The following is a 15,739-nucleotide window of genomic DNA, read 5'->3' as shown; positions in this document are numbered from 1 at the left end:
CGTAAATCCTCACTCTATTTTGGTACTAATTTCAATTTAATATTCCAAAAGGAGCAAGTTGCACAGATTCAGTTCAAATCATGTCTTGGATCAGCCTAATAAAAAATGGCAGCCTTGGACGATAAAACACGTCATAGGCTGCCATTCATATGTAAGGATAGGTAAACAAAAACATTTTCTTGCGAACGTATCCGTTAGCTAAATAAAAAAATCCTCATTCCATAGTCTTATTACCTCTTTTAGTTCTAAATTTTCAAAACTTAATTTATAAATATCTGGTTTCTTTAATTGATTTAAAAAATCCAAACCATAACTTGAATCAAAATAATTGATCATCAAAGTCATTACAAGACCATGTGTTCCAATCGCTATTTTTTTCCCAGAGTGTTCTTTTAATATGTTTTTTATCACTGATATCGATCTATTCTGGCAATCAGAATTAGACTCCCCACCCGGTAAAGCATAATCAAAATCATAAAATTTCTCTCTAATAACGGACATTAAATTTTCAATAATTTCTCCAGCAAAATGCCTTTCCCTGAGATCTTCAAATGTTTCGATATCCAATCCCAAGTTTTGTGCCAATCCCTCAACACTCAAGATTTCTCGGTTATATGGGCTAGATATAATAATATCTATTCCTTCTTCTTTAAGAATTTCTGTAACTTTTTCAACATCGCTCTTGCCCTTTGTGGTGAGTCCTCTTGTTCTTTCAGTTCCTTCATCGTATGGTGATTCAGCATGCCTAACCATATAGACGATGGTGTTCATATAATCCTCCTTAAATTAAAGTGTCCATCATTTCCAGTTGAATCATTATACAAACAAAAGAATAATAATTCAAACCTCCAGCACGAGCTAGTCTAAAGTCGAGGCAGCAAACTCGACTGCGGTGCGAATTTAATTTTTACTATATCTGGTAAAGTTAAGAAATGTTATTAATAATCGGCCTGAGAAACGGCGGAAGGTGGCGTCAAGATGGAGAAGAAAAGGAAGAAGGGGCGGGTTTGGAAAATCATTGGACTTATTTTGGGAGCACTCATCATTGCTTTAGCAACGATTACTTTCATTCAGGTTGATTTCTCTAACCCTAAGGATCTTGAGAAATTCGTCCAAGTCAAAATGAAGAAATCAGGCATGACAGGCGTATCCATCGCAATAATCAAAGACAATCAAATTGATCGCATTATTAATTACGGAGACGCTGACAGGGAAAAAGATATACCGATCACAAATGACACGGTATTTCAGATTGCCTCCGTTTCCAAAACCGTGACTGCTACGGCCGTCATACAGCTTGTTGAGAAAGGAACCATTCAGCTGGATGATGACATAAATACGTTTTTGCCGATAAGAATTGTTCATCCTAAATTTCCAGACACTCCTATTACATTCCGCATGCTGTTAAACCATACTTCAGGAATCGATAACAATTGGAAGCTGTACGACAGCCTCTATACTTCGAACACCGGTGGTGGTGACTCAACGGTTGCACTCGCGCAGTTCATGAAGGATTTTCTCGTTCCGGGAGAAAAATGGTACGACGAAGAAAAAAACTTTACGAAAGATAAACCTGGTTCGGCGTTCAGCTACAGCAATGTCGGATATGGTTTACTCGGCTATTTAGTCGAAGAGATTTCCAAAATACCTTTTCCGGATTATACGCAGCAGCATATCTTTGACCCGGTGGGCATGAAGCATACCAAATGGCTGCATAAAGATTTATTAAGCAATAACGTGCTTGCCGTGCCATATGATGCAAAACATAAACCGTTGATGCCCTATTCTTTCCCGACTTATCCCGACGGTACGCTGAAGACAACGACTACTGAATTTGCTAAATTCTATCTTGCCATCATGAACGGCGGGAAGGCCGAGAAAGGAACCATCCTATCGCAGACCACACTTGATGAGATGTTCAAACCTCAATCGGATAATGGCAATCAGGCACTCGGATGGAGCTATTCAGCGCTGGATAGTCTTTACTTGAAAGGTGTCAGCAAGGGCAAGGTTATCGGACACAACGGCTCTGATCCCGGAGTGCTCACGATTACGATGTTTAATCCAGACAACAAGTCAGGTTTGATCCTCTTTTTTAACCATGAGCTGAGCTTAAGTTTAAAATCGCTGAATCTTCATTCCATGGTCAAGCGCCTGGTTAAAGAATCGGGTATGTAATATCGTAAAATTTTATATATGCAGAAGAGGAGCAGCTGCCTTGGCATGCTGCTCCTCCCTTCTTAATAAGAAGTACTTCTTCACATATCTGAAGCGGATGGTTTCCAACCCGCTTCTTGCGACCAAATATGTGCTTTCTGAATAATATCCCAAACGATTGGCCCTTTGCCTTCGACATACTTGGAGCGTTCATCCTTATAAAGCTCAAATAATCGATGTTTCTCCTGGGCGTATCTTAAACAGTCCTCAGGGTGCGCACGCAAATAATCTCTAAACAATAAAGTTAATTGTTCTGAAAAACTACCTGACTGCCGTACATGAATATGCGTTCTTCGACTGCCCGGTATTTCTCGAAAATACTTTTTCGTTTTATCTGCGTTTTCTTCTCGATATACGAAACCTATTTTCTCCATCTCACTCTTATGGTATATGATCGTTTCAAAATCAATAACGGATAATTGAATATCAATGATGGGCTTCGCATCTAAACCAACAATCGAAGTTGAGCCAACATGGTCAATACGAACGACCAAATCTCCCAAAGCATTTCTTATTTTTAGAGCGATATCATAAAATCGATTTTTCCATTCTGGATCATATTTTGCAATTATCCATTGTTCCTCCATAATGAGCTCCTTACGTTGCTATTCTCTAAAAAAAATTATCACTCAACTGCAACCAGCATCTATGAATTCAATGGAACATGCTTGCCAGCAAGCTCCTTCAGTTTCTCTACGATCTGTTCTTCGTAATTGCCCGCGAGCGGAATTACTTCCGATGCATAAGGAGCCAGCTCATCATGATGGCCAATCATAACCGCATGTTTCGCGTTTTGAAACATCGAAATGTCGTTGGCATCGTTCCCAAATGCAATAAATTGTTTGGCTTCCACCCCTAATTTTTGCAGAGCACTCCATTTATGAATATGAGTTGGACTAATATCAATGACACCTTCATTACGATGCCTGTGAATAACAACTTCTAGGCTTGCAAGCTTTTGCTCCAAAACTTCCATATCATTCGCGGTAAGGATTAGTATTTTGACTATGGTTTCCAGCGACTCTACTGCAACAAGCTTAGCAAGCTTGGAGGCATCAACATTTTTTAATATCGGATGCTCTAAAGAACCGGTGTAGGCATAATCCCAATGGCTATCAATCAAATATGTCGCTTGATGCGCTTCAATATACTTCAGCATGTTAAGCCTTAAATCTTCATTAAAAGTTTCTATAGCGATCATGCTGCCATCCTTAGAAATAAGAGAACCATTTCCTCCTATAAGAGAAAAATTGTGAAAACGATGATGAAGAACAGGAAGTATATCTCGAATGGGACGAGCGGAAGCAAAAATAACCTCATGCCCTGCTTGCGTTAATTCCTCCAAACCACTTAGCATCTTTTCTGAAACAGGCTGTCCTTTAAAGCAAATGGTTCCATCTAAATCAAAAACAAAAATCATAAGTAATCCCCTACTTCCAAATGAATGTCATGTACTATTTGATTATAAATAGATATAATTAGATTCAATTAGTTTACTGCAAAAGCTTTGGAATTTCTAGACAATGTCTCTTATGAAGCCACCAAAGCAATAGACTGATGAAATGATCAAGCTTATAATAAGTGTTCTTACGAACGCTTTATTAATTAGTTAAGGAAATGGGGAGAGCAAGTGATACAAAAAGCAACGTTTGCCGGAGGCTGTTTCTGGTGTATGGTAAGTCCTTTTGAAGAACAGCCCGGTATACATGGCATTCTGTCCGGCTATATGGGCGGAACGCTAGAGAACCCTACTTACGAGCAAGTATTAACTGGTGAAACCGGTCATTTGGAAGTCGTACAAATCACTTATGATTCGGACATCTTCCCATATGAAAAACTGCTTGAGCTTTACTGGCCGCAAATTGACCCTACAGATGCTGTAGGACAAGGCAATGACCGCAAAAGCCAATACCGTGCTGCCATCTTTTATCACACAGAAGAACAGCGCCAGCTTGCTCAATTATCCAAGGAAGAGCTTGGGAAGAGCGGCCGTTTTGACAAACCGATTGTAATAGAGATTCAAGAAGCGGAAGTATTCTATCCGGCGGAAGAGTATCACCAGAATTATCACCGTAAAAATCCAAAGTTCTATAAGGAATCAAGAGTATATTCTGGCCGTGATGCTATTATCGAGAAATACTGGAAGTGAAAAATAACTTTGTTTAATGAAAGATTGAAAAAAAATAGGGATGCGACACTTTTACGTGTTTGCGTCCCTATTTGATATTAAACGTTCGAAAATAATTTCATACGCCGTTGGTTTTCCATGACCATTATAATGTGTCGGTAAAACCTGCACTAATCTCCATCCTTCTTTTGCATATTCATCGATCGTTTCCCGATGTTTTGCCTCGGAGAAAAACCCACCCAATGACGTTTCAACATACATATATTCGTACAAACCTATCGCCTCCTTGTAATATTAATAATCTAGCTCAGCCATTCCATATTCGCTGTATAATTGGCAATTCACCTTCAAACTGCAAATGATAGACATCAGGATTAGACAAGGCTGCCCATTCTTCAAAACCGAATTTAGTATCATAATGCTTAAGCAGCAAGGACATCAAGTTTCCATGCGTAACGATAACCACATTGCTAAACCCGCTATTTCTCACATCGGTTATTACCGCTAAGGCACGATTCATCGCAGAAGTACTGGATTCGCCGCCTTCATAACACATCTCCAGATCTATAAAAGTATGACGAAGCATTTCAAGCCAGTTAACATTGCTTTCGCCACATAAAACCCGTTCTGACAAGCGGTCATCCACATGACAGTTTACCTGAATTTTTTCAGCTAATGGAGAAATAGATTGAATGGCCCTTAGGAACGGGCTCGAAATGATATGTTCGATAGGTTTGCCATGCAGAAATTCAGCTACCCGCTCCGCTTGCAGATAACCTTCTTCAGTAAGCTTAGCACTTGGCGATTGCCCTTCTGCCTTGCAGTGTCTGACTACGTAGATGTTCAAGAGTACCCCTCCGCCTCTATAAATTGGTTAGTTCTATTTTTTCTATATTCCGAAGGCGTAATGCCTGCAATGGCTTTAAATGATGAAGAGAAATAATGCTGGTCGGCAAAATTCAACTTTGTAGATATCTCGTTGATGTTTAGATTCGTGTTAAGCAAATATTGCTTGGCGAGCTCTATTTTGCGATTGCGAAAATATGTATAAGGCGTTATACCATAACATTCTCGGAATAATTTAATAATGTAGTTTTTCGAATATCCAAGCTGCAATGAAACATCGTTAATATCGATAGCATTCTCGATGTTTAAATCCAAACATTGTTTAATGCGCTCAGGAATAGAGAGCACTTTATTTTCCAAATGGTTTTTTAAATGCAATATGATTTTTAACACAATGACTGATATCTCATCTGTAATATCAGAGTAGTTTTTTTGCTTGGCAGATGCAATATTAATAATTTCATTCATATAAGAAAGAATGTTGCAATCTTTCACAATATAGGTGTCTGCTGGCAAGTAATGCTTAAATAAACTTTCTGCAAAATCCCCATTAAAAACGACCCATATTTTAACCCACGGATTTTCCTCGCTGGAATAATACTTATGATAACTATTTTTAGTTAAGAGATATACATCATTTTTTTGAGGATACAGCGTTTGGGATTCTATCTCCAACACACCGCTTCCATCCATAATATACTCGAATGAAAATAAATTTTCACCTTTTCTCTCGATGATATAATTCTTATCGCAATAAGAAATTCCTGCCATTACGATATTCAATGGAAGTTTAGGATCTAGCAGATGCCAAAAGCTATAAACAGTTTCTTTCATTGTGATATTCCTCACATCTATTGTGATAACTTCTATTATCAGACCGTAATTTGTATGATAAATTGTATATTACAGCAACAGATAACATTATTCAATCGTTTTGCATTTCATTCATTTTCATCTAACTTAGGAGGAATTATTATGATTATGCGAGCTCCAGCTGTCCCACTTATAACTGTAGACCCTTATTTTTCTGTTTGGTCTATGGCTAACGAATTGAACGAAGCTGATACCAAACATTGGACGGGCCAACCTCATAAATTAGTCGGTACCGCTGTGGTTAACGGAAAAGAATATTGTTTTATGGGCGGCAATGATAATGGTATAAAAATGAAACAAACAAGCGTAGATATTAATGCATTATCCAGCAAATATCGTTTTACATCTGATGAAATCAATTTACTCGTTACGTTTACTACCCCTCTTTTAATGGATGATTTAAAGCTTATGTCTAGACCCGTTTCTTATATTCATGTACAAGCCGAATCTAACAATGGCGAAGCACATGATGTGACTATAAAAATAAATGTCGATGATGAGTTATGTCAAAACTTTAAATATGAATTCCCAGTCGATTACAAAGACATTAGCGAGCCAGGTTTTACATGCGGCAAGATTGGAAGCAAATTTCAAAATGTTTTAAATAAAGCTGGTGATGATCTTAGAATTAACTGGGGTTATTTATACCTCGCTTCTAATCATGAAAAGGCTTCTGTCATCGATGTAGCCAATACACATGAATACGGTACGGTAAGCCATAACATTGAGCTGTCTATCCCTGTAAATACAGGCGAAAACGCAAATGCGCTTTTTGCTGTTGCATATGATGATATCAAAGCGATTGAGTATTTTAATGAGCCGCTTAATGCTTATTGGAAAAAAGACGGTGAAACCATCGAAGATGCCTTGAAGCAGGCTCTATCTGAGTACGACAACCTATTTGAAAAGTGTGAACAGTTCTCATCCACTCTATTTGCAGAAGCTGCAGAATCAGGCAATGAGAAGTACGCGGAACTAGTATCCTTAGCCTACAGACAAGCAATTGCAGGTCATAAGGTTTGTGCGGATACCGATGGAAACGTTCTCTTTATATCCAAAGAAAATTTCAGCAATGGCTGTGCAGCTACGGTAGACGTTACGTATCCATCCATACCGCAATTTTTGATTTACAACCCAGAGCTCGTTAAAGGGATGCTGCGCCCTATTTTTAAATACGCTGCTACTGATATTTGGTATTATGATTTTGCACCACACGATGCGGGAACCTATCCACTCGTTAACGGCCAAGTCTATAGTCACGGCACATGCCCTACTTGGCAAATGCCCGTTGAAGAATGTGGAAATATGCTGATTTGCACAGCTGCTGTTGCGGTCACGGAGAATGATGTATCTTTTGCCAAAGAGAACTGGGACCATCTTGAGAAATGGTGCAATTATTTAATCAACAATGGTGTAGATCCTGACAACCAGCTGTGTACGGATGATTTTGCAGGGCATCTCGCGCATAACTGTAACTTATCGATTAAGGCTATTATGGGTATCGCAAGCTTTGCGATTCTAAACCGTATGGCTGGAGACGAGAAAAAGTCAGAGGAATTAATGAATGTTGCAAAAGGAATGATAGATAACTGGCTCGTCATGGCTGCTAATGAAGACGGAACCTATCGTTTAGCATTTGACCGTCCTGATTCCTTCAGCATGAAATACAATGCGGTATGGGATCAATTATTCGGTCTCGAATTGTTCCCTAAAGATACATTTAAAGCTGAGACTAAAGCCTATTTGGAGAAACATTCAGGTGAGTTTGGCCTCATGCTTGATAATCGTGACACCTACACCAAATCGGATTGGATCGTTTGGAGTGCGACGCTCTGCGACAATAAGGAAGATTTCAATTCCATTGTAGACCGCCTCTGGCATGCATATGATAAAACCGAGAGCCGCGTTCCAATGAGCGACTGGTATTCAACAAGCACTGCAAAGATGGTAGGCTTCCAAAACCGTACCGTTCAAGGCGGATTATTTATTAAATTGCTTATGGATAAAGAGATTTGTAAGATCAAGTAGATCGTATAATAAAAGGCGACCATTAGCGGTCGCCTTTTTCATTTCATCCATTTGCATTAATTTAATATCTGATTGTTTATATGATGTTCCATATGCACTAGATAGTCGCGAATAAGCCATACCAATGTCATAAGTTGATGATATCAACTCTGAACGTTAGCGAGAAATTTCCTCACTTAAAGAAAAATCAACTGCACACTCCGCATGAATTCTTGCTGTATCATATAAAGGCACACTGCAATTTTCTTGCGATACGAGCAGTGTTATTTCTGTACACCCAAGAATAATAGCTTCTGCTCCCTGCTCACTAAGACGATTAATGATCTTTAAATATGATTCTCTGGATTGTTCGTTTATAATTCCAAGGCAAAGCTCTTCATAGACGATATCATGTATAATCTTTCGTTCTGACTCATTAGGAATAATGACATCAAGCCCAAACTTTTCGCTTAGTCTTCCCTTGTAAAATTGCTGTTCCATTGTAAAAGCCGTACCAAGCAAAGCAATCTTCTTTATTCCATCTTTAATTATTTCCTTTGCTGTCGCATCTGCGATATGAAGCAGTGGGATGGATACCGCATCCTCTACTTCTTTGGCCATTTTGTGCATCGTATTCGTACAAATAATAATGAACTCTGCTCCGGCTAATTCTAGTTTTTGTGCACAATCAATCATGATGGCAGTTGCTTCGTCCCACTTCCCCTGTTCCTGGAGAGTCTTGATTTCTTCGAAATCTACTGAATACATGATACTTTTTGCAGAATGAAGTTTCCCTAACTTTTCTTTTACCTTTTGATTAATGGTTTGGTAATAGAGCACAGATGACTCCCAGCTCATGCCGCCTATCAGACCTATTGTCTTCACGGTGAAGCACCTCCAATGAATGTTATTCTGTTAGCAATTATCTTCAACTATAATCTTCTATCATAAAAATTTTTCCGTCTACCAGCCCAAATATTGATTTCCCTTTTAACTGTATTTTGTCTCCCGCGCCTAATCCGTTAGGCAAATCAACAGCAAGTGTTCCTTCATAATCAATCTGCACTTCTACTTTGTCCTCTACAGCATGATAGCTCATGATTGTCTGACAGCGGCTAGAGAACATCTTTGAGGATTTTTCCGCCAATTGTATAAACTCTTGTATACCTCTGGTTTCAGTGTTAATTTCGCCATTGGAAACATTCCTGAATATAATATCGTTATGCAAAAACTTAACCATTCCCGCTACATCTAATGAATTATAAGCAGCAACATAATGATTAATGATTGCTTTATCCTCTTCACTAACCATGATCATTGTCACCTCACCTTTTGAAAGTGGCTCTTCTAGACATATTCATTTTCTAAAATGGAATATTGATAGGAATCATGCCATTTCTCGTTATGGCGCATATGCTCCCTAATATGTCCTTCATATTTCATCCCTATTTTTTGCAGCACTTTAGCCGATCCAATGTTATCCGGGCGACAGGTTGCAAATATGCGATGAAGATTGAGCTCACGAAATCCAAATTCAAGCAAGGCAGCCGCAGCCTCTGATGCGAAGCCACTTCCCCAATAGTTATGATTAAAGCAATAACCAAGCTCTCCTTGTGAAGGCTTGATAATGTGAATTCCACAACCACCGATCAACTGATTGTTCTCTTTCATGACCACTGCGAGTTCATAACCAAGTCGAGGCTGTTGCTTTTGCATATCGGCTATCATATTCATATAGCTTTGTGTATCCTCTTTCGAGTTTGGTCCCCATAACATGTACTTCACTACGATCGGATTCGATGCATACACATGTATATCTTCGAAATCATTGGTCACAAAATCTCTTAAAATTAACCGTTCCGTCTCAATGATCACAATCAGCAACCCCCTTGGTTATTTAATTTTTAGTATATTTTACTATGAAATTCCTTTAAACTCTACTATCTTCCTGTTCTTTCGTGCGATCAGCCTGATTCTTATTGCTCCCAATTCTCCAACCATTGCTGGACATAATTTACGAATCGCCTTGCGGAAGGTGATGCATTTTTCATGGACTGGACGGCAATTCCGAGTGAACGGTAACTGCGCTCCTCGAGTTCCATCACGCACACCTTATGGTCGCGCCCTTGAAGAACAAGCTCAGGCAGGATACTGACGCCAAGCCCATTCTCCACCATGGCAATAATCGCAAAATCATCCCCTAACGAAAACTTAATATTGGGTTTAATCGACGCATGATCCAGAACCCGTCTGACATCATAATCAGAACCTTCACTTGAAATGATGAACGGTTCATTTTCGAGTTTGGCTAAAGGCAAATAGGACAGCTCACTTAGAGGATGATCCAGCGGTAAAATAGCCAGCATTCGGTCCTTCTTTAGAGGAATAACCTCAAATGTGCCGCGAGTTGGAATAGATATGAAGCCACAGTCAATTTGACCTTCTTCAATCCAGCTTTCTATTTCCTGATAGTCGCCTTCCATCAGTTTAATCTCAATGGTCGGATACTCTTTTTGAAACTGCTTAATCATGCCAGGAAGCCAATGAACGGATACGCTGGTGAAGGTGCCTATACGGATTGTACCTGCCTCCAAACCATGAATCGATGACACTACCTGCTTCAATTGTTCGTTCCAGTTTAATATTTCACGAATTGGCTTTAACATCTGCTCTCCATTTGCCGTTAATTTTATCCCCGACCGTCCTCGGAGCAGGAGGGCGAAACCCAATTCTATTTCCAAGCTTTTGATCATATGACTTACGCCCGATTGCGTGAATCCTAGCAGATCAGCAGCTTTTGTCAGACTCCCTTGTTCAACTACTTTCATGAAAACTTCGTATTTATTAATACTCATCGATAGCCCGCCTTTAACATGAAATTTACTAATGTATATCATAACAAACATTCAATATACTTGTTAATCCTTCCTTAGTATACTGTGTTAGTACTTGGTATCCACCCGGTTCGATTACTAACACTTGCTAAACAAAGGATGGTACAGATTGAAGCCGCTGAAAGCCGATTTTCTTATTTTAATGATTACGTTATGTTGGGGTTCATCCTATATTTTTATGAAGCTGGGACTAAATTCGATTGAAGAATTTAATTTGATTGCTCTTCGCTGCGGGTTTGCGTTTCTTTTATCGGCCGCCCTCTTCCACAAAAGCTTGCGTCATACCGACCTGAAAACGTTAAAATATGCAGCATTACTTGGATTATTATTATTTGGTGTATTTACAGGCATTATGTTTGGTCTAAAAACGACCACAACTTCTAACGCCGGATTTTTAATTAGCTTAACCGTTATATTTGTCCCTTTAATTTATGTCACCGTGTTCAAGAAAAAACTTAAGCTTAGCCTCGTCATTGGGGTTTGCCTTGCTATTATAGGTATTGGATTTCTTACATTAAACAGCGAGCTGAGAATATATCCGGGAGATTTCTTATGTATTATGGGGGCCCTATTGTATGCCATACATATTCTAATTACCGATTCTGCGGCGAAAACAACGAATACGTTGAACTTAGGCATTTTACAATTGGGATTCGCAGGTGCCTATGGTTTGTTCTTCTCTTTTCTATTCGAAACGCCCAAACTTCCTCATACATCAGAAGGATGGGTAGCCGTACTCGTATTAAGTATCGTGTGCAGTGCATTTGGCTATGTGGTTCAGCCTTTGGCTCAGAAATATACGACTCCTATCCGAACCGGGCTTATTTTTTCGCTCGAACCGCTGTTTGCAGCTTTGTTCGGGTTTGTGTTCATCAATGAAATATTGCCATTCAAAGGTTATATCGGCGCAGCGCTTGTATTACTCGGTGTTCTCGTATCCGGATGGCACGGTAGCAATAAGAAACAGAAGCAGCTAGCTGTTTCATGAGAAAAAGGCAGCCAATTACCCTTGGCTGCCTTTTTCTTTATACCATTAATTTACATTGTGCAGTGCGTCGAGTGCAGCTTGTTTATCTTTTAAAAAGAAAACCTGCTTGCCTTTATTGCATTCATAAATAAAATCCTTCAAGCTTTTGCTTTCATAACCATCAAAATCTCCAACGATTGCGATTTTAATGTGATAATTTGTGTACTTTTGCAAAATCTCCCCGGCAAGCTTTGTTTTTAAATCAAAAAATTCCTCTGTTATATTCGCTTTATGGATCAATAGTTTATGGCAGCCATCTGTATAATTCACTGTTGCCATCAAGTCCAGTGCCCCTTGCACGTCGCTTACTACAATTTCTGTGCTCTCTATAATCGCAACTTTGGAATTCCCCTTCTGATCAATTTCTATTTCCATCATTACTCCACCTTTCGCTAATATTCCATACTTTAACACAAACCCTCCATCTGATAAATAAAAGGACAGAAAAACGCAAAAAAAGCCCGTATTTCACAAATCTATAATCGATAAAAAATGGTAAATTTGAAGCAAACAATAGGACGAGAAAAGGAGGTAATTTGAGAAGCAGCTGTGGAGCAATACTTCCCTACTTTGCATGATAAGAATGAGAAATCAGGAGGCTTAACGATGAAAAGAGTACTAGGAATACTTTTGGCTATGTTTGTTTTTGCAGGCACGATTGTTATACCCGCAAATGCTCGTGCTGCTGATGCAGCTGTGGACGGTCACGGATTGCTGGGCGAGTTTTTTAAATGTGAAAAGAACCCTAACAATCGTGAAGATATTACTATTTTTAATTTTAATGATTTTCGAGGAGAAAGAGCGGTCTCCAATCTAAATGGCGATTCTTTTGCAAGCATCTTCAATCAGCTCTCCGGAACACCCGATTTTAATACAGCACGTTTCACAGGTACAATCGTTCCAAAATATACAGAAAACTACACCTTCCATATGGTTGGTGATGATGGTTTCAGACTATGGGTTAATGGAGCATTAATCATTGACTTCTGGCAGCAGGCATGGGAAAAACCACAAGTTAGCACCTCCATTTCATTGGATGCAGGCAAGCATTACGATATTAAAGTTGAATACTTGCAAGGCTGGGGAGGCACTTGGCTTAAGATGGAATGGGAAAGCGCTAGCCAAAGCAGAGAGGTCGTGCCTGAATCAGCACTTTATTTGCCTACAGATCGTGTGCTCACGACTAAAAAAGCTGATTTGACCGCAGAAATTCAAAAGATAGATTATTTAACAGAAAACTTTGCAGACAAAGTAGCAGAAAGCGTAGTAAACAACTTAAGCGCTGCAAAAATAACTGCGGCAGAGCTACTTGCCACTATTGATGACAAAGAAATTAGTGATTTAGATAAGGTTGGTTTGCTTGATGATGCCATTAAGAGCGTATCGATTGCCCGTTCTGACTTTATGAAAGAGATGGGAGTTACTAGCTCCTCCGTATCTGATAAATTTAACAACCCGCTGTATCAAGGACAGGACCCCTTTGTCACGTACAAAGATGGTTTTTATTACTTTGTTTCTTCAAGCAATTTAGACTCCAACAATAAAGTTTATGTATCCAAGTCTCGTACCCTGTTAGACCAAGGCGAAAAAATTATGGTATTCGATTCCCAAGGAACACAAACTCGGATTTTTGCACCTGAGCTCTTCTTCTTTGATGGCAAATGGTATATCTATTATTGTGCTGACTTAAAAGAGTTTGATTACAAGCATATGGCAACGGTTCTGGAATCTGTGACAGACGACCCGCAAGGAGCGTACGTTGATAAAGGTGCCATTTATGCAGGTGAAAACGGCGTTTATAAACAAGCCAATGATTTCACGGTCTTCGACTACAAAGGACAACTATATGCGGTTTGGGGCACTTTAGGCTCCGGCGAACCTATTGGCCCGGCAATTGCGCCAATGGATAACCCCTATACAATTACAGCAGACCGCTCCTTCCTGCCAGGAGGCGGCGGAGAAGGCCCTCGTGTATTGCAAAAGGATGGGAAAGTGTTTATTACCATGTCCGAAGGTGATTATGCATCAAATGGCTATCGTTTATCTTATTTTATGAATACCGATGGCGATTTTTTGAACCCAGATTCTTGGACGCGTACAAATGATGTTTTCGTTGCTACAGATGATGTATCCGGCCCTGCCAGAGCAGGTTTTGTCAAATCGGCAGATGGCAAGGAAGATTGGATGATTTATCATTCGCGCGTATATCAAGATACTGGGCGAAACTGGTGGCGGCAGGTCAATATTCAAAAATTTGGCTGGAATGCAGATGGAACACCGCATTTCGGTGTACCTATATCGCCATATGAATGGCAGGACTTGCCTTCTGGTGATTTAGGACTCGGAGATATGTATCAAGCTGAAGATGCTATTCTTTATGGTGAGATTACAAAAGACAACAGCCATGTAAATTATCAAGGAACGGGTTATATTAACCTACCCAAAAAAGCTGGTGCAGAAGCCAGTTTTGTAGTGAATGCGGCTGAAGATGGTGATTACATCGTGGGTGTTAGATACGCTTATGGCGTTCAGGTCGATGGTGAATCCACAAATAATCCTACGACGCAGCTGCCGGCAAGAGCAAACATCAATGTATATGTAAATGGCATACAAGTAAAAACGATAGGCCCAGATAAAACGGCGATCAGCTGGGATGAATGGTTTACCGCTTCTGAGCGTTTACGCTTAAAGGCTGGCAAAAATGTGATCAGCTATCGTATTGATAATGGTTCGATTGGCAATGTGAATTTGGACTTTTTGACGATGTATAAGGCCGATGTTCCTAACCTCAATCCCCCTGTTGAAAACAAATTAACGGGGACACTTACAGGTGCTTCACACCTTTCATTAGGCGAAAGCCTCGAAGTAAATTACGGGTTAACGCATGTGTCGACTAAATCGGAGGATGCCATTTATGCTCAGGATCTCACATTTGATTATGATGCCGACAAGCTCGCATTTGTTTCGGCGGAGTCCATAAAGAATGGTCTTATCGTTATTGATTCTAAAACGGACGTTCCCGGACAAATTCGGATTTTGCTTGCTAGTGAAGGTGCAGATCATGCTGTCATCGCCGATGGAGAATTGCTTAAATTACACTGGAAAGCGATTAAAGAGTCACCTAATACGAGTATTACACTCTCGCAAGCGAAGCTTGCCAATTCAGCAGGCGTGGAGACCACACTTGCTCCTGTCACGCATAATGTTAAAGTCACGAGCACGAATGAGCTGAACAAAGAAGCTTTGAATGCCTTAATTGCACAATCAGAGGCAGCCGTTCAAGCAGCTGTAGAAGGCAGTTCGCCAGGACAATACCCTGTTGGTTCCAAAGCCGCTTTGCAAGCAGCGATTAATACTGCCAAAGCAGCAGCCGATAAAGCTGTAAACCAAGCGGAAATTGATCAAGCGGTTACCGCCTTGAATCAAGCACTCCAAGCATTTAAAAACGCAGTCCATGTCCCAACATCAGGAGACACGAATTCAGATGGAAAAGTGACCGTTGGTGATCTTGGTATTGCAGCAGCCAGCTATGGCAAAAATTCAACTAGCCCTGATTGGAATGCGATCAAAAAAGCAGATATCAACCATGATGGCGTCATCGATATTGTTGATCTGGCCTTTATTGCAAAAACGATTGTACAATAAAGTTATCCATTCAATCATCAATTAAAAAAAGCCTCCTGCCAGTAAAATCACTTTACGGATAGGAGGCTTTATTTTTCACGATAGTACATAAAATATTGCTTC

Annotated in this window: 16 protein-coding genes; 5 read left to right on the top strand and 11 right to left on the bottom strand. The window is 39.8% G+C overall.

From position 1 onward, the window contains the following. Nucleotides 1-198: 198 nt before the first annotated feature. On the bottom strand, nucleotides 199-771 hold the full coding sequence (locus MHH56_RS12025; RefSeq protein ID WP_339208462.1) for a histidine phosphatase family protein: 573 nt from the start codon (nucleotides 769-771) through the stop codon (nucleotides 199-201). Between the two features lie 207 nt (nucleotides 772-978). Here MHH56_RS12025 and MHH56_RS12020 point away from each other — a divergent pair, with 207 nt between their 5' ends. Beyond that, the gene (locus MHH56_RS12020) at nucleotides 979-2,178 is read left to right on the top strand and encodes a serine hydrolase domain-containing protein (RefSeq protein WP_339208461.1); all 1,200 of its coding nucleotides are present in this window, start codon (nucleotides 979-981) and stop codon (nucleotides 2,176-2,178) included. 80 nt (nucleotides 2,179-2,258) lie between these two features. Here MHH56_RS12020 and MHH56_RS12015 read toward each other — a convergent pair whose 3' ends face one another. Together MHH56_RS12015 and MHH56_RS12010 are read right to left on the bottom strand one after the other, a co-directional pair. Further along, nucleotides 2,259-2,804 carry a GrpB family protein gene (locus MHH56_RS12015; RefSeq protein WP_339208460.1) on the bottom strand — a complete coding sequence of 182 codons (546 nt, stop codon included), beginning with the start codon at nucleotides 2,802-2,804 and terminating at the stop codon, nucleotides 2,259-2,261. A 59-nt stretch (nucleotides 2,805-2,863) separates the two neighbouring features. Further along, a complete protein-coding gene (locus MHH56_RS12010) occupies nucleotides 2,864-3,637 on the bottom strand; it encodes an HAD family hydrolase (protein ID WP_339208459.1) in 774 nt (257 codons plus the stop codon). Nucleotides 3,638-3,850: 213 nt separating this feature from the next. On the opposite strand from MHH56_RS12010, the gene msrA reads away from it, so the two are divergent. After that, a complete protein-coding gene (gene msrA / locus MHH56_RS12005; RefSeq protein WP_339209569.1) occupies nucleotides 3,851-4,366 on the top strand; it encodes a peptide-methionine (S)-S-oxide reductase MsrA in 516 nt (171 codons plus the stop codon). A 51-nt stretch (nucleotides 4,367-4,417) separates the two neighbouring features. Here the strand turns inward: msrA and MHH56_RS12000 are convergent, their stop codons facing one another. The 3 genes from MHH56_RS12000 to MHH56_RS11990 are packed head-to-tail and all read right to left on the bottom strand — an operon-like array spanning nucleotide 4,418 to nucleotide 6,025. Next, nucleotides 4,418-4,618 (bottom strand): DUF4177 domain-containing protein, encoded by a 201-nt coding sequence (locus MHH56_RS12000; protein WP_076270151.1) that lies wholly within the window; start codon nucleotides 4,616-4,618, stop codon nucleotides 4,418-4,420. A gap of 34 nt (nucleotides 4,619-4,652) precedes the next feature. After that, entirely contained in the window at nucleotides 4,653-5,192 is a 540-nt protein-coding gene (locus MHH56_RS11995) for a histidine phosphatase family protein (RefSeq protein WP_339208457.1), read from the bottom strand. Beyond that, the gene (locus tag MHH56_RS11990; RefSeq protein ID WP_339208455.1) at nucleotides 5,189-6,025 is read right to left on the bottom strand and encodes an AraC family transcriptional regulator; all 837 of its coding nucleotides are present in this window, start codon (nucleotides 6,023-6,025) and stop codon (nucleotides 5,189-5,191) included. The genes MHH56_RS11995 and MHH56_RS11990 overlap by 4 nt, the downstream gene beginning before the upstream one ends. A gap of 141 nt (nucleotides 6,026-6,166) precedes the next feature. Here MHH56_RS11990 and MHH56_RS11985 point away from each other — a divergent pair, with 141 nt between their 5' ends. Continuing rightward, a complete protein-coding gene (locus tag MHH56_RS11985) occupies nucleotides 6,167-8,092 on the top strand; it encodes a DUF4965 domain-containing protein (protein ID WP_339208454.1) in 1,926 nt (641 codons plus the stop codon). A gap of 156 nt (nucleotides 8,093-8,248) precedes the next feature. Here MHH56_RS11985 and MHH56_RS11980 read toward each other — a convergent pair whose 3' ends face one another. The 4 genes from MHH56_RS11980 to MHH56_RS11965 all read right to left on the bottom strand — a co-directional run bounded on the left by MHH56_RS11980 (nucleotide 8,249) and on the right by MHH56_RS11965 (nucleotide 10,926). Next, complete coding sequence (locus MHH56_RS11980) at nucleotides 8,249-8,956, bottom strand: aspartate/glutamate racemase family protein (protein WP_339208453.1); 708 nt, start codon at nucleotides 8,954-8,956, stop codon at nucleotides 8,249-8,251. Between the two features lie 43 nt (nucleotides 8,957-8,999). Then, nucleotides 9,000-9,383: a nuclear transport factor 2 family protein gene (locus MHH56_RS11975; protein WP_339208451.1), complete on the bottom strand. Its 384-nt coding sequence runs from the start codon at nucleotides 9,381-9,383 to the stop codon at nucleotides 9,000-9,002. Between the two features lie 35 nt (nucleotides 9,384-9,418). After that, nucleotides 9,419-9,946 carry a GNAT family protein gene (locus tag MHH56_RS11970; RefSeq protein WP_339208450.1) on the bottom strand — a complete coding sequence of 176 codons (528 nt, stop codon included), beginning with the start codon at nucleotides 9,944-9,946 and terminating at the stop codon, nucleotides 9,419-9,421. Between the two features lie 101 nt (nucleotides 9,947-10,047). Then, on the bottom strand, nucleotides 10,048-10,926 hold the full coding sequence (locus MHH56_RS11965; protein ID WP_339208447.1) for a LysR family transcriptional regulator: 879 nt from the start codon (nucleotides 10,924-10,926) through the stop codon (nucleotides 10,048-10,050). Between the two features lie 148 nt (nucleotides 10,927-11,074). On the opposite strand from MHH56_RS11965, the gene MHH56_RS11960 reads away from it, so the two are divergent. Continuing rightward, nucleotides 11,075-11,953: a DMT family transporter gene (locus MHH56_RS11960; RefSeq protein ID WP_339208446.1), complete on the top strand. Its 879-nt coding sequence runs from the start codon at nucleotides 11,075-11,077 to the stop codon at nucleotides 11,951-11,953. A gap of 45 nt (nucleotides 11,954-11,998) precedes the next feature. On the opposite strand, the gene MHH56_RS11955 is transcribed toward MHH56_RS11960, so the two are convergent. Beyond that, nucleotides 11,999-12,367 carry a DUF4180 domain-containing protein gene (locus MHH56_RS11955; RefSeq protein ID WP_339209568.1) on the bottom strand — a complete coding sequence of 123 codons (369 nt, stop codon included), beginning with the start codon at nucleotides 12,365-12,367 and terminating at the stop codon, nucleotides 11,999-12,001. Nucleotides 12,368-12,598: 231 nt separating this feature from the next. On the opposite strand from MHH56_RS11955, the gene MHH56_RS11950 reads away from it, so the two are divergent. Next, on the top strand, nucleotides 12,599-15,637 hold the full coding sequence (locus tag MHH56_RS11950) for a family 43 glycosylhydrolase (RefSeq protein ID WP_339208445.1): 3,039 nt from the start codon (nucleotides 12,599-12,601) through the stop codon (nucleotides 15,635-15,637). The last annotated feature ends 102 nt before the right edge of the window (nucleotides 15,638-15,739 follow it).

The sequence above is a fragment of the Paenibacillus sp. FSL K6-3182 genome (assembly GCF_037976325.1).
Taxonomy (GTDB): domain Bacteria; phylum Bacillota; class Bacilli; order Paenibacillales; family Paenibacillaceae; genus Pristimantibacillus.
The sequence above is the reverse complement of the archived record's forward strand: the minus strand, read 5'-3'. Positions and strand labels throughout refer to the sequence as shown.